Genomic DNA, 12,721 nt, shown 5'->3' with positions numbered 1-12,721 from the left:
CATGTCCGCACGGATCGTCCTGCTGGTCACCTCGCCCCGGCTGCCGGCCGGCCTGCTGACCGCGGCCGCCTGGGACGTCGTCCGCTCCGCGCCGGTGCTGGCCGGCGGGGAGAGCGCGCAGACCACGGCGGTGCGGGCGGCGGGCGCGGAGGTCACGGTGGTCGAGGCCGGCGCGACGCAGGCGCTGCTCGACGCGGTGGCGGCGCACGGCACGGCGGTCTGGCTGGCCGGTCCCGCCGGTGACGAGGCGCTCGCCCGGGAGCTGGGCCTGCGGCTGGCCCGCCAGCCGGGGCTGGCCGAGCTGGAGCTGATGTACGGCTCGTGGGACCCGCCCGGCGCGCGGCTGCTCGACGCGGTCGAGGTGATGGACCGCCTCGCCTCGCCCGGCGGTGACCCGTGGAAGCGTTCGCAGACCCACCGCAGCCTCGCCGGCTTCCTGCTGGAGGAGTGCTACGAGGCGTACGACGCGATCAGCGCCGACGACACCGACGCGCTCCGCGAGGAGCTGGGCGACGTGCTGCTCCAGGTGCTGCTGCACGCCCGGCTGGCCGAGGAACTGCCCGAGGGCGAGCGGTGGAGCGTCGACGACGTGGCCGGCGGCCTGGTGGACAAGATGGTCCGTCGCAACCCGCACGTCTTCGCCGGGGCGGCGGCGGGCACGCTGGAGGAGATCGAGGCGAGCTGGGAGCGGATCAAGCAGGCCGAGAAGGCCCGTGCCTCGGTGCTGGACGGCATCGCGCTGAGCCAGCCCGCGCTCGCGCTGGCCGCCAAGATCCTGGACCGCGCGGGCCGGATCGGCCTCGCCGTCCCGCCCCCGCTGGCCGACACCCAGGTCGACCCGGAGGCGCGACTCGGTGCCAGCCTGCTGGCCACCGTCGCCGCCGCCCGGCAGGCCGGCATCGACCCCGAGGCCGCCCTGCGCCGCACCACCCTCGCCTACGCCGACGCGGTCCGCAGCGCCGAACAACCCCCCACCTCCTGATCACCCGTCCGTCCCGTCGACCACGAGGCCGACGGGCCGCACTCCGGCCTTCCGCCCGGTAAACCTCATGATCGACGGAAGTCGGTGGGCGGGTGCCGGAACGCCCCGGTCGGTAGGGTCGGGGAATGGAAGAGTTCGTGCCGCTGGCGGAACGGATCGTCGAGGCCCTGCTGGAGAGCCGCCCCGGGCTGGCCACCTCCGCCGGTGACCACCGGTACGACGATCGGCTGCCCGATCTCTCCCCGGAGGCCGTCAAGGCCGACCAGGCGATGCTGCGGGATGCCGCCGACGCGCTCTCCGAACTCGACCCCGACGCGCTCGACGTGGAGGAGCAGGTCGACCACGCGCTGCTCAGCGCCCTGGTCGACCGGGAACTGTTCGAGCTGGGCGAGATCCGCGGGTACGAGTGGGACCCGCTGCGGCACAACCCCGGCCCGCTGCTGCACGCGGTGCTCGCCCGCCCGTACGCCCCGGTCGAGGAGCGCCTGACCCACCTGGCCGGGCGGCTGTCGGCCGTACCCGATGCCCTGGCGACCGCGCGCGCGACGCTGCGCGACATGCCCCGGATCCACGCCGAGACGGCGGTGGGGCAGTTCACCGGCACGGCGGCGCTGATCCGCGACGAGGTGCCGCTGCTGCTGGCGCAGGCGCCCGCGCTGTTCGACCGGGTGGAGCCGGCCGCCACCGCGGCGATCGCGGCGCTGGAGGAGTTCGTGGCGTGGCTGCGCATCGGTCTGGCTGCCGACGCCGGGCCGGGGCGCGACCCCCGGCTGGGGCGGCGGCGCTGGGAGGCGCGGCTGTGGCACACCCTCGACACCGAGCTGGGCGCCGCCGAGGTGCAGCGCCGGGCCTGGGCCAACCTGGACCGGGTGACCGAGGAGATCCGCGCCGCGGCCGTCGAGCTGGTCGGCGGTCCGGGCGACGACGAGACGGTACGCCGGGCGCTGGACCTGCTCGCCGCCGAGCACCCCGACAATCACTCCATCGTGGACCTCGCCTCGACCACCCTGGACGAGGCGGTCGACTTCGTCCGGGGCCGTGACCTGGTCACCCTGGTCGACGACCCGTGCGTGATCCAGGAGATGCCCGAGTTCGCCCGGGGCGTGGCCGTCGCCTACTGCGACTCGCCCGGCCCGCTGGAGACGGCGGCGCTGCCCACCTTCTACTGCATCTCGCCCACCCCGGCGGACTGGCCCGCGCACCGGGTGGAGTCGTTCTACCGCGAGTACAACGACCACATGATCCGCAACCTGACCGTGCACGAGGCGATGCCCGGCCACTTCCTCCAGCTCGCCCACGCCCGCCGGTACGCCGGCCCGACCCGGGTCCGCCCGCTGACCGAGTCCGGCGTGTTCATCGAGGGCTGGGCGGTCTACACCGAGGAGCTGATGGCCGGCCTCGGTTTCGGTGGCCTGCCGGTGCGGTTGCAGCAGCTCAAGATGCAGCTGCGGATGACCATCAACGCGCTGCTGGACCAGCTGGTGCACTGCGAGGACCTGCCCGAGTCGGAGGCGATGGCGCTGATGACCGGGCGCGGCTTCCAGGAGGAGGGCGAGGCGGCCGGCAAGTGGCGGCGGGCGCTGCTGACCTCCACCCAGCTCTCCACGTACTTCGTGGGCTACAGCGAGATGGCCGACATCGCCGCGGCGCGCCCGGACGGGGTGTCGGTGCGCGAGTGGCACGACGCGATGCTCGCGCACGACTGCCCGCCGCCGCGCCACCTGCGCACCCTGCTGGGCGTCTGAGCGTGCGGACCGCCTGGGTGGACCGGCGCGGCGCGGGCAGGGTCCGGCGTCGGGTGGTCCTGGCGGTCGTACTGCTGGCGACGATGGCGGCTGCCGGGTGCTCGCGGCTCCTGGCGGTGGTGGAGCCGGTGACCGTCACGGATCCGGTCTGGGCCCGGGACGGCTGGGTCTACTTCCTCCGTGAGGTGTCCTCCGACGGCGCGGAGCTGTGGCGGCAGCGTCCCGACGAGGGGTCCGCGGAGCTGGTGCTCGACGAGTCGGCTCTCGAGCCCGGGTGCGGCAGGGGGGTGTTCAGTTTCCTGTACCGGGCGTCGGAGGCGGATGTCGGCGTCGCCGCGCAGTGTCATGGCGTCCGTACCGAGCTGTTCACCTTCTCAGCCGGTCGCGGGTCGCTGGAGTCGGTCGCCTCCATGCCGTTCCTCGGTGACGTGGCATTCGCCGACGGGAGCGGCACCGGGTTCGCGGAGGTGCCGAAGAACTGTGGCATCGCGATCGAGCGGGTCGTCGACGGGAAGGCGAGTGAGTTCGACCGCCCGATCACGGTCTCCGGGAAGACGTTTCCGATAAGTGGTTCGGACCGTGAGTGCGGGCCGGTCGCCTGGGTGCGCTCGCCGGCGCTCGCCGGGGACGGCCTGCTGTACTTCCTGGCCGCGCCGGATTCGCTCGGGAAGCTCCCGGATCGCCGGAGCGACGCCTTGGAGAGCTACGAGTGGCATCTGGTGGTGTGGGACCCGAAGGCGGACTCGGCCAGATCCCTGACCGGGCTGCCGGGCCTCGCCGACCTCGCGGTCGCTCCGGACGGCCGCACCGTCCTCGCGGCGGTCACCTCGCCCGAGGAGAAGGGCGGTGTCTGGTCCGTCGACGCGGCCACCGGGAAGATGTCGAAGCTGTTGGACGAGGCCGAGGCACACCATCCGAGCTTCTCCCCGGACGGGCGGGAGTTCGTGTACGCCGAGGGCTACCACCGGCTCACGTTCAGCTCCGCCAGAGCCGGGTCAGCAACGGGCTCAGCCCGGTAGGCCGGCCACCGCGTCGATCAGCCAGCGCGAGATGGAGTACGCCGGCGGCAGCTCCGCCGGCAGCGCGTCCAGCGGGAACCAGCGCGCCTCGGTCAGCTCCCGCCCGTCCACCACCGGCTCGGCGGACGGGTCGGCGGCGGTGGCGGTGAACCCGGTCAGCAGCGTCCCCGGACCGGACATCGCCCACGGCTGGCTGCCGAAGTAGGCCACCCGGTCGACGGCCAGCCCGACCTCCTCGCCGACCTCCCGGCGTACCGCCGCCTCCAGTGTCTCGCCGGCCTCGACGAACCCGGCGACCAGCGCCCACAGCTCCGTCGGCCCGTACGCGTGTCGTACCAGCAGCAGCTCGTCGGGGCCACCGGTCGGGCCGGGGCGGGTGATCGCGGTGAGCACGGCGGCGGAGAGCCGCATCGGCACGTACAGGTCGCAGCCGGGGCACCGCCGGGCGGTCTCGCCGGGCACGTCGGCCAGTTCGGCCCGGCACGCCCCGCACCACCGGTGGGTACGCCGCCAGGTGACCACGGCCAGCGCCCGTCCGGCCGCCGTGGCGAACGGCTCCGGCAGCTCGGCGGCGAGCGACCGCCAGCTGCGCCAGCGCCCCCACGACTCCGCGGCCTCGGCGACGTCGGTCGCCCACGCCGGTACTCCGTCCAGCGTGCCGACCGGTACCCAGTCGGTGTCGGCGGGCAGCTCGCCGACGCGGGCGAACCGCCCGTCGGCGGGGGTGAGCACGCGGCGACCGGAGACCGGCAGGGCCAGGTCGTCCGGCGCCGGCCCGGCGGTGCGGTCCGCGCCGGGGAGGAACCCGCCGCCGCGAACGGGCGTCGCCGACGCGGCGGGTGGCACCGGTTCCCCGGTTGCGGACGCCCGGCGGGCAGCCGGCTCCGCGGTCTGGGCGGGCGCTCCGACCGCGGACGCCGGGTCGGCGGGGAGGCCGGGGGGCGGCGCGGTCACGAGGTGGCCGGCCGGCGGTCCACCACGCCCGCGTTCGGCGGCACCTCGAAGGCGGCCGGGTCGACCGTCTCGGTGTAGCGGGTCAGCGTGACCTCGGTCGACGCGCCGTCCAGGGTGCCGGTGAAGCTGCCCAGCAGCCCCTCGGTGGTGACGCAGGTGGTGAAGTCGCCGGCCGAGCGCCGCACGTCGACGCAGGTGGCGTGGTGGCCGGCGACGGTGGTGTCGGACTGGGTGACCTGGGCGTTCGGGTCGAGGGCGGCCTCGGTGAGCAGCGCCATCACGGCCGGCGGGGTGACCAGTCCCCGCTTGTCCGCCTCGGTGTAGACGACCACCGACGGCTTGCCGGCGGTCAGAGCCGGCGGCAGCACGGTGCAGGCGGTCCGGCCGCCGGCTTTCTCGCACCGGGTGACCGCCTCCTGGGTCACCGTGATCTTGCCGTCCGGCCAGGTGTAGGCGGAGCGCAGCGGCTCCTGCGTCTGGGCGATCGAGGCCGTTCGGCCGCCGGCGAACCGGTAGTCCGCGGCCCAGGTGCCGGTCAGCGCGCCGTCCATCCGAGCGGCCAGGTCGTTGACCAGGTCGGCCCGGCCGAGCGCCCGGCCAGCGTCGTCCAGGGTCTGGCATCCGGTCACCGTGAGCGACGCGGCGACCGACACGGCCAGCACGCGGAGGGTGGTCGATACGGCGGGCATGGCGACCAGCGTGGTCGATCGGGTCCACCCGACGCAAACCCGTTGCCGGTTGAGGCCCGAGAATCCGGGAATGTCCGTCTCACCCCGTGCGCCGGTGGGGATCCGGGGCGCGGTACGAACGGCGGGCGACGACGTGCGGCCGGCCGTCGCCCGATACGCTGCGTTCAACACCTGCCCCAGCCGCACCGTCGCGGCCCATACCGGATTCGCACACACGAACGAGGAGCGACTCAGTGGCAACCATCGAGGGAATCGTCGCCCGGGAGATTCTGGACTCGCGGGGCAACCCGACGGTCGAGGTCGAGGTCGGGCTCGACGACGGCACGATCGCCCGCGCCGCGGTGCCCTCCGGCGCCTCCACCGGCGCCTTCGAGGCGATCGAGCTGCGCGACGGTGACTCCGACCGCTACCAGGGCAAGGGCGTCGAGAACGCGGTCGCCAACATCGAGGACAAGATCGTCGACCAGCTCATCGGCTACGAGGCGAGCGAGCAGCGGCTGATCGACCAGAAGATGCTCGACCTCGACGGCACGGACAACAAGGCCGAGCTGGGCGCCAACGCCATCCTGGGCGTCTCCCTGGCGGTGGCGAAGGCCGCCGCCGGCAGCGCCGAGCTGAGCCTCTTCCGCTACCTGGGCGGCCCGAACGCGCACCTGCTGCCGGTGCCGATGATGAACATCCTCAACGGTGGGGCGCACGCCGACTCCAACGTCGACATCCAGGAGTTCATGATCGCGCCGATCGGCGCGCCCAGCTTCCGCGAGGCGCTGCGCTCCGGCGCCGAGGTCTACCACGCGCTGAAGTCGGTGCTGAAGAAGAAGGACCTGTCCACCGGCCTCGGCGACGAGGGCGGCTTCGCCCCGAACCTGCCGACCAACGCCGCCGCCCTGGACCTGATCGCCGAGGCGGTGGAGAAGGCCGGCTACCGGCTCGGCACCGACATCGTCTTCGCGCTCGACGTGGCCGCCACGGAGTTCTTCGACAACGGCACCTACACCTTCGAGGGCAGCGCGAAGTCCGCGGAGGAGATGAGCAACTACTACACCAAGCTCATCGGCGACTACCCGATCGTCTCCATCGAGGACCCGCTGTCCGAGGACGACTGGAGCGGCTGGGCGACCCTGACCGCGGCGGTCGGCGACCGGATCCAGATCGTCGGCGACGACCTCTTCGTGACCAACCCGCAGCGCATCGCCCGGGGCATCGCCGAGAACGCCGCCAACGCGGTGCTGGTCAAGGTCAACCAGATCGGTTCGCTGACCGAGACCCTGGACGCGGTGGACCTGGCGCACCGGGCCGGCTTCAAGTGCATGATGAGCCACCGCTCCGGCGAGACCGAGGACACCACCATCGCCGACCTGGCCGTCGCCACCGGCTGCGGCCAGATCAAGACCGGTGCCCCGGCCCGCTCCGACCGGGTGGCCAAGTACAACCAGCTCCTGCGGATCGAGGAGGAGCTGGCCGACGCGGCGCGGTACGCCGGCGCGGGCGCGTTCCCGCGTTACCGTTCGGCCTGACGCGCTAAGCCTCGGGGGAGGGGTGTGACGATGCAGCAGCGCCGCACACCGGGCGGTCAGCGTCCCGCCCGTCGACCGACCGGTCGACCGGGCGGGGCCCGTGGCGCCCGGCCGACCGTGCGCGACGGCGGGGTCCGCGCCGAGCCGCGGGCGGCCGCCGGCCGGACGCGGGGCGCCGAGGGCGTACGTTCCGCGAGCCGTCCCGCCGCCGCCCGTCGTACGGCGGCCGGCGGCACCATCAAGCGGCTCACCGCACCCCACCCCCGACGCTTCACCGGCCGGGCCACCGTGCTCTTCGCGGTGCTGATCGCGCTCGCCCTGGCGTACACCTATCCGGTCCGGGTCTACCTCGACCAGCAGGTGGACATCGAGCGGTTGGAACGCTCGCAGGCCGCCCAGCGGGCGGAGATCTCGAAGCTGTCGGCCGAGGCGGCGAAGTGGCAGGACCCGGCGTACATCGAGATCAAGGCCAGGGAGCGGTTCTACATGGTCCGGCCGGGCGAGACGCCGGTGATCGTGCTGAACGACCCGGAGGGCGCGGCCCGGGACGCCAACGCCGGCAGGCCGCCGGCCCCGCCGAAGACCCCCGACCCCTGGTACGACACGCTCTGGTCGAGTGTGCGGGCGGCGAACGGCGAGCGCCCCGAGAAGTGAGCACCACCGGCGAGCGCCCCGAGAAGTGAGCACCACCCCAGCACCGAACGAGAGATGGGCACCGTGACTGTCGTACCACCGCAGGAGCCGGCGGCGGACTCCGTACCCCTGCCGCAGCGGGAACCGGCCACCGAGGCCGACCTGGCCGCGGTGGCCGCGCAGCTCGGACGCCCGCCGCGCGGCACCCGGGCGGTGGCCCACCGGTGCCCGTGCGGGCTGCCCGACGTGGTGGAGACGACGCCGCGGCTGGCCGACGGTACGCCCTTCCCGACGCTGTTCTACCTGACCTGCCCCCGCGCGACGGCGGCGTGCAGCCGGCTGGAGTCGGCCGGACTGATGAAGGAGATGGCCGACCGGCTCGCCGAGGACCCGGAGCTGGCCGCCCGCTACCGCGCGGCGCACGAGGACTACCTCGCCCGGCGGGAGGCGATCGGCCAGGTGCCGGAGATCGCCGGCATCTCCGCCGGTGGGATGCCGGGCCGGGTGAAGTGCCTGCACGTGCACCTGGGGCACGCGCTCGGCGCCGGGCCGGGGGTCAACCCGTTCGGCGACGAGACGCTGGCGCTGGTGGAGAAGTGGTGGGCGGCCGGGCCGTGCGTGGACGTGCCGGCGGCGGAGTGAGATGAGCGCCGCCGACGAGATCGTCGTACGCCGGGCCCGCACCGGTGACGTGCGCGGCATCCGGCGGCTGGTCGACACGTACACCGACGACCGGCGACTGTTGAGCAAGGCCACCGTCACCCTCTACGAGGACGTGCAGGAGTTCCGGGTCGCGGTGACCGGCGACGGCACCGTGGTCGGCTGCGGCGCGCTGCACGTGATGTGGGAGGACCTGGCCGAGATCCGGACGGTGGCGGTGGACCCGGTGTGCCGGGGCCGCAAGATCGGTCACCGGATCGTGGGCGAGCTGATCGACGCCGCCCGGGAGTTGGGCGTGGCGCGGATCTTCGTGCTCACCTTCGAGACCCGCTTCTTCGGCGCGTTCGGCTTCACCGAGATCGACGGGGCGCCGGTGCCGCAGCCGGTCTACGAGCAGCTGCTGCGCTCGTACGACGAGGGTGTCGCGGAGTTCCTGGACCTGGAGCGGGTCAAGCCGAACACGCTCGGCAACACCCGGATGCTGCTGCGGCTGTAAGCCGGTTCGCCCTCGGTGTGCTGCCCGGCCACGCCCTCCGGATGCGGCCACGCCGGTGAGGGTGATACCGCAGAGGCATCAAGATGACTCTGCGGTATCACCCTCGACGAGGTGCTGCCGCCGGTGGCGACCGACAGGTCGGGCCGGCGGGCCTGCCGTAGGGTTGCTGCCGTGACGACGCGTGTGGCCGCCATCGACTGCGGGACCAACTCCATCCGCCTGCTGGTCGCCGACCTGCCCGACCCGTCCGCCGGGGCGCAGGCGCCGCTGGTCGACCTGACCCGCCGGATGGAGATCGTCCGGCTCGGCCAGGGCGTCGACCGGACCGGCCGGCTCGCCCCGGAGGCGATCGAGCGGACCCGGGTGGCGCTGGCCGACTACGCCGCCGAGATCGAGAAGCTGGGCGTCGAGCGGGTGCGGATGTGCGCCACCTCCGCCTCCCGGGACGCCGCCAACGCCGGGGACTTCCGGGCCATGGTCGAGCAGACCCTCGGCGTCGCGCCCGAGGTGGTCACCGGCGACGAGGAGGCCCGGCTCTCCTTCACCGGCGCGGTCCGGGGGCTGCCCGCCGACGCGGAGCCGCCGTACCTGGTGGTCGACATCGGCGGCGGCTCGACGGAGTTCGTCGTCGGCACCCGGGAGGGCGGGGTGCAGGCGGCGATCTCGATGGACATCGGTTGCGTCCGGATGACCGAGCGGCACCTGCACGGCGACCCGCCCACGCTGGACGAGATCGCCGCCGCGCAGGCCGACATCGCGGTCGCGGTGGACCGCGCGCTCGAGGCCGTCCCCGGCCGCCAGGCCGCCACGCTGGTCGGCCTCGCCGGGTCGGTCACCACCGTCGTCGCCATCGCCCAGGGCCTCACCGAGTACGACCCGGAGCGCATCCACCACGCCCGGGTGTCGTACGAGCAGGTGGCCGACGTGACCGCCGACCTGCTGGCGAAGACCCGCGAGCAGCGGTTGGGCGTTCCGGTGATGCACCCGGGCCGGGCCGACGTGATCGGCGCGGGCGCGCTGGTGCTCCGCGTGATCATGGAGCGGGCCGGCATGCCGTCGGTGGTCGCGTCCGAACACGACATCCTCGACGGCATCGCCTGGAGCCTCGCCCCGCAGGACCGGCGTCAGTAGTTCAGCGCGTCGGCTGGCGCCTCCAGTCCGACCACTGCCCGCGCCCGTCCCCGGAGCCGCCCGACGGCGAGCCGGCCCGGTCCGAACGATCGGGCCAGTCCGCGCCGCCGGTCCGAACCAGCTCCGGCTCCGGCGTCGGGGGTGGCGTGCTCAGGCCGAGGCCGTCCACGCCGAGTGGGCGGTCCCGGTCCGCCGCGGGCGGGATGATCTCGTCCGGTACCAGCGCGGCGGGTGCGTCGGCGGCGGGCTGCGGCCAGCGCTGCCAGCGGCGGATGCTCACGACCCCGACGAGCAGCAGCGAGCCCACCAGCAGTGTCGTGCCGGTCCGTACGGGGGCCGCCAGGTCGACCTGGTGGCCGCCCACGGTCAGGTTGTGGTCGAGCAGTCTCATCACCGCGGCCGGGCGGACCAGTAGGCCCAGGTAACTGGCCGAGTAGACCAGCCCGGTCAGCGCCGCGCCCAGCGGGGAGATCCGGAGCGTGGCGATGAGCCCGAGCAGGATCCCGGCAGCCGCCAGCACCAGCGCGGGTTGAACGAAGGCACCGCTGTCCAGCGCACCGCCGTCCGGTGCATCGGCGAACGCCTGTGCTGACCGGTCCTGGCCGAGGGCGAACAGGATCCAGGCCAGCGGACCCACGACGGCTGCGGTGATCACGGTTCGGATGTGTCGCATCCGGGCAAGGTACCGATCTTGCTCGCGGATCAGCAGGCCCGCTAAGCGAAACTTAATTCGAAGGATTGAACCGCGGCGAGGGCGTTGACGGTACTACGCAATCCACACTACTCTCGAATCCGTGGATACCACGCAGCTCCTGAAGGGCGTGCTCGACCTGGCCGTCCTCGCCGTGCTCAAGGAGGAGGACGGCTACGGTTACGACATCCTGCGCCGGCTCCGCGAGGCCGGCCTCGACGAGGTCGGCGACGCCTCGGTCTACGGCACGCTGCGCCGGCTCTTCGGCGCCGGCCTGCTCACCACGTACGTGGTGCCCAGCGAATCCGGGCCGCACCGCAAGTACTACGCGCTGAACGCCGCCGGCCGGGACCAGCTCAGCCGCTCCGGCAAGACCTGGCGTTCGTTCGCCACCACCATGGACAGACTGCTCGACGATCGGGGGATGGCGGCATGACCGTCACTGGGCAGGAGATCACGGACTACGTGGAGCGGGTGCGGGCCGCGCTGGCCGACCTGCCGCCGGCGGTCCGCGAGGAACTGACCGAGGACCTGCCGGAGCACCTCGCCGAGGTCGCCGCCGAGGACGGCGGCTCGCTGGTCGAGCGGCTGGGCGAGCCGGAGGCGTACGCGGCCGAGTTGCGCGCCGCGGCCGGCGCGGGCGAGCGGTCCGCCGGCCGGCTCGGCCTGGAACAGCGGTTCGGCGCCGTCGCGGGCCGGGCCCGCGTGCGGCTCGCCGGCCTGGACACCCGGCTCGGCCCCCTGCTCGGGTACGCCTCGGCGAGCGAGTTCCTCCGCCTGCTCCGCCCGGCGTGGTGGGTGCTGCGCGGCTACCTGGCGGCGTCGCTGCTGGGCGCGATGACCGGCGCGCCGCTGGCCGTGGTGCCCCGGGTGGGCAGCAGTGCGCTGGCCGGGCTGGTGCTGCTGGTCGGCTGCGTGCTGGCCTCGATCTGGCTGGGCCGCCGGGCCGGCGAGCTGCGCCGTTGGCCGCGCTTCCTGCTGCGCGCCGGCACCCTGGTGCTCGTCGTGTTCGCCCTGGCCGCGCTGGTGCAGGTGGACGAGCGGGCCCGCTGGCACGGCGACTACGGCTACGACCCGATCTCGGTGCGCAACCCGTACGACGAGGTGCAGGACGTCTACGTCTACGACAGCGAGGGGCGACTGGTGGAGAACGCCCGGCTCTTCGACCAGAACGGCACCCCGATCCGGCTCGGCTGGCCCTCCTGCGCCGACCCGGCCCTGCCCGACGTCAACCCCGTGCAGCGCGGCTATCCGTACTGCCCGGAGCAGGCACCGTTCCGGCCCCGCCCGCCGGCCCAGGTGCCCGTCCCGCCGGGCACCGCCCCGACGACCGCCGCGCCCTCGGCCACCGCGGCGCCGACCGCGAGCGCGCCGGCGCCGACCGCGAGCGCACCGGCCCCGACCGTGGGCGCACCGGGGCCGACGGTGACCGCGCCGGCCGGGCCGACCGCTCCGGCGCCCGCCCCGACGAGCTGAGGATCGACTCTGGAAAATGGCTGAACGGATGAGGGGAACGGGACAGCGCATCTCGATCTTGATGGCTACGGTGTCGTCTGCTCGTCCACCCCTCGGAAGGATCCTCAGTGTCAGAGCAGGTAGCACCGCCCTCCGCGCCGCAGGCCGCGCAGCCCGAGCAGCTCGCGCAGCCCGACCCGGCCCCGCAGGCCGACGCGGCTCCGCAGGCCGACGCGGCCGCGCCGGCGGCGTCTCCGGTCGAGCCGGCGGCGAAGGGATCCGGCGGGCGCAAGGCGCTGGGCATCATCGGCGCGGTGGTGGTGTTCCTGGTCGTCGCCGGCCTCAAGTTCGGCCTCGGCACGGCCATCGGCAACTTCCTGAACTCCGACGAGACGGCCGAGGCCAAGGCCGGTGACTGCATCGCCGAACTGCCCGCGGTCACCGGCACCGAGGAGCGCTCGGTCAGCAGCGCCGAGGTCGTGAAGTGCACCTCGACCGAGGCGGTCTACACGGTGGTCGGCCGGGTGGAGGACCAGACCGAGGCGCAGGCCAAGAGCGGCCAGGCGTGCGAGCAGTACATCAAGCCCGGCGAGGACGGCTACGTCTTCTACAACATCGCCCCGGGTGGCAAGGGCTACCTGCTCTGCCTCACCAGGAAGGCCTGACCGGCCGGGACCACGAAGGCCGGACCGGCCTCGGCACGACCGTCGGACGGCGGCGCGGGAAGCCCCCGCGCCGCCGTCGTCGTA

General features: G+C 73.9%; 14 protein-coding genes. 11 read left to right on the top strand and 3 right to left on the bottom strand.

All coding sequences use genetic code 11. The annotated features are described in order from the left end of the window. Position 1: 1 nt before the first annotated feature. The 3 genes from V6U89_RS05835 to V6U89_RS05825 all read left to right on the top strand — a co-directional run bounded on the left by V6U89_RS05835 (position 2) and on the right by V6U89_RS05825 (position 3,746). Complete coding sequence (locus V6U89_RS05835; RefSeq protein ID WP_334569593.1) at positions 2 to 982, top strand: nucleoside triphosphate pyrophosphohydrolase; 981 nt, start codon at positions 2 to 4, stop codon at positions 980 to 982. Positions 983 to 1,107: 125 nt separating this feature from the next. Continuing rightward, a complete protein-coding gene (locus tag V6U89_RS05830; RefSeq protein ID WP_334569592.1) occupies positions 1,108 to 2,727 on the top strand; it encodes a DUF885 domain-containing protein in 1,620 nt (539 codons plus the stop codon). 2 nt (positions 2,728 to 2,729) lie between these two features. Next, positions 2,730 to 3,746: a hypothetical protein gene (locus tag V6U89_RS05825; protein ID WP_334569590.1), complete on the top strand. Its 1,017-nt coding sequence runs from the start codon at positions 2,730 to 2,732 to the stop codon at positions 3,744 to 3,746. Here the strand turns inward: V6U89_RS05825 and nudC are convergent. Together nudC and V6U89_RS05815 are read right to left on the bottom strand one after the other, a co-directional pair. Next, positions 3,735 to 4,592 carry an NAD(+) diphosphatase gene (gene nudC / locus V6U89_RS05820; RefSeq protein WP_334569589.1) on the bottom strand — a complete coding sequence of 286 codons (858 nt, stop codon included), beginning with the start codon at positions 4,590 to 4,592 and terminating at the stop codon, positions 3,735 to 3,737. The two genes, V6U89_RS05825 and nudC, sit on opposite strands and share 12 nt — an antisense overlap. A 104-nt stretch (positions 4,593 to 4,696) precedes the next feature. Next, complete coding sequence (locus tag V6U89_RS05815) at positions 4,697 to 5,389, bottom strand: hypothetical protein (protein WP_334569588.1); 693 nt, start codon at positions 5,387 to 5,389, stop codon at positions 4,697 to 4,699. Between the two features lie 233 nt (positions 5,390 to 5,622). On the opposite strand from V6U89_RS05815, the gene eno reads away from it, so the two are divergent. The 5 genes from eno (at position 5,623) to V6U89_RS05790 (ending at position 9,826) form a co-directional block, all read left to right on the top strand. Next, a complete protein-coding gene (gene eno, locus V6U89_RS05810) occupies positions 5,623 to 6,906 on the top strand; it encodes a phosphopyruvate hydratase (protein WP_088963944.1) in 1,284 nt (427 codons plus the stop codon). A 30-nt stretch (positions 6,907 to 6,936) separates the two neighbouring features. Further along, positions 6,937 to 7,560, top strand: coding sequence for an FtsB family cell division protein (locus V6U89_RS05805; RefSeq protein ID WP_334569586.1), 624 nt, complete (start codon positions 6,937 to 6,939; stop codon positions 7,558 to 7,560). 63 nt (positions 7,561 to 7,623) lie between these two features. Continuing rightward, positions 7,624 to 8,181 carry a DUF501 domain-containing protein gene (locus tag V6U89_RS05800; protein WP_334451623.1) on the top strand — a complete coding sequence of 186 codons (558 nt, stop codon included), beginning with the start codon at positions 7,624 to 7,626 and terminating at the stop codon, positions 8,179 to 8,181. Between the two features lies 1 nt (position 8,182). Then, positions 8,183 to 8,695 (top strand): amino-acid N-acetyltransferase, encoded by a 513-nt coding sequence (locus tag V6U89_RS05795; protein WP_154939489.1) that lies wholly within the window; start codon positions 8,183 to 8,185, stop codon positions 8,693 to 8,695. A 183-nt stretch (positions 8,696 to 8,878) separates the two neighbouring features. After that, positions 8,879 to 9,826, top strand: a complete 948-nt coding sequence (locus V6U89_RS05790) for a Ppx/GppA phosphatase family protein (protein WP_334569830.1) — start codon at positions 8,879 to 8,881, stop codon at positions 9,824 to 9,826. A 1-nt stretch (position 9,827) separates the two neighbouring features. On the opposite strand, the gene V6U89_RS05785 is transcribed toward V6U89_RS05790, so the two are convergent. Further along, positions 9,828 to 10,499 (bottom strand): hypothetical protein, encoded by a 672-nt coding sequence (locus V6U89_RS05785; RefSeq protein ID WP_334569585.1) that lies wholly within the window; start codon positions 10,497 to 10,499, stop codon positions 9,828 to 9,830. 121 nt (positions 10,500 to 10,620) lie between these two features. Here V6U89_RS05785 and V6U89_RS05780 point away from each other — a divergent pair, with 121 nt between their 5' ends. From V6U89_RS05780 to V6U89_RS05770, 3 genes are all read left to right on the top strand, one after another. Continuing rightward, positions 10,621 to 10,953, top strand: a complete 333-nt coding sequence (locus tag V6U89_RS05780; protein WP_334569583.1) for a PadR family transcriptional regulator — start codon at positions 10,621 to 10,623, stop codon at positions 10,951 to 10,953. Then, entirely contained in the window at positions 10,950 to 11,993 is a 1,044-nt protein-coding gene (locus V6U89_RS05775) for an HAAS signaling domain-containing protein (RefSeq protein ID WP_334569582.1), read from the top strand. The genes V6U89_RS05780 and V6U89_RS05775 overlap by 4 nt, the downstream gene beginning before the upstream one ends. 107 nt (positions 11,994 to 12,100) lie before the next feature. Next, a complete protein-coding gene (locus tag V6U89_RS05770; RefSeq protein ID WP_334569581.1) occupies positions 12,101 to 12,637 on the top strand; it encodes an LppU/SCO3897 family protein in 537 nt (178 codons plus the stop codon). Positions 12,638 to 12,721 lie beyond the last annotated feature (84 nt).

The sequence above is a fragment of the Micromonospora sp. CPCC 206171 genome, from assembly GCF_036906755.1.
In the GTDB taxonomy this organism is placed as follows: Bacteria; Actinomycetota; Actinomycetes; order Mycobacteriales; family Micromonosporaceae; genus Micromonospora; species Micromonospora purpureochromogenes.
Note: the sequence above shows the minus strand (reverse complement) of the source record. Positions and strands in the feature narration are given on the sequence as shown.

Coding starts and splice junctions, on each gene's coding strand:
- V6U89_RS05775 (WP_334569582.1), top strand. CDS start 10,950: ATGACCGTCACTGGGCAGGAGATCACGGACTACGTGGAGCGGGTGCGG.
- V6U89_RS05805 (WP_334569586.1), top strand. CDS start 6,937: ATGCAGCAGCGCCGCACACCGGGCGGTCAGCGTCCCGCCCGTCGACCG.
- V6U89_RS05795 (WP_154939489.1), top strand. CDS start 8,183: ATGAGCGCCGCCGACGAGATCGTCGTACGCCGGGCCCGCACCGGTGAC.
- V6U89_RS05830 (WP_334569592.1), top strand. CDS start 1,108: ATGGAAGAGTTCGTGCCGCTGGCGGAACGGATCGTCGAGGCCCTGCTG.
- V6U89_RS05815 (WP_334569588.1), bottom strand. CDS start 5,389: ATGCCCGCCGTATCGACCACCCTCCGCGTGCTGGCCGTGTCGGTCGCC.
- V6U89_RS05835 (WP_334569593.1), top strand. CDS start 2: ATGTCCGCACGGATCGTCCTGCTGGTCACCTCGCCCCGGCTGCCGGCC.
- V6U89_RS05785 (WP_334569585.1), bottom strand. CDS start 10,499: ATGCGACACATCCGAACCGTGATCACCGCAGCCGTCGTGGGTCCGCTG.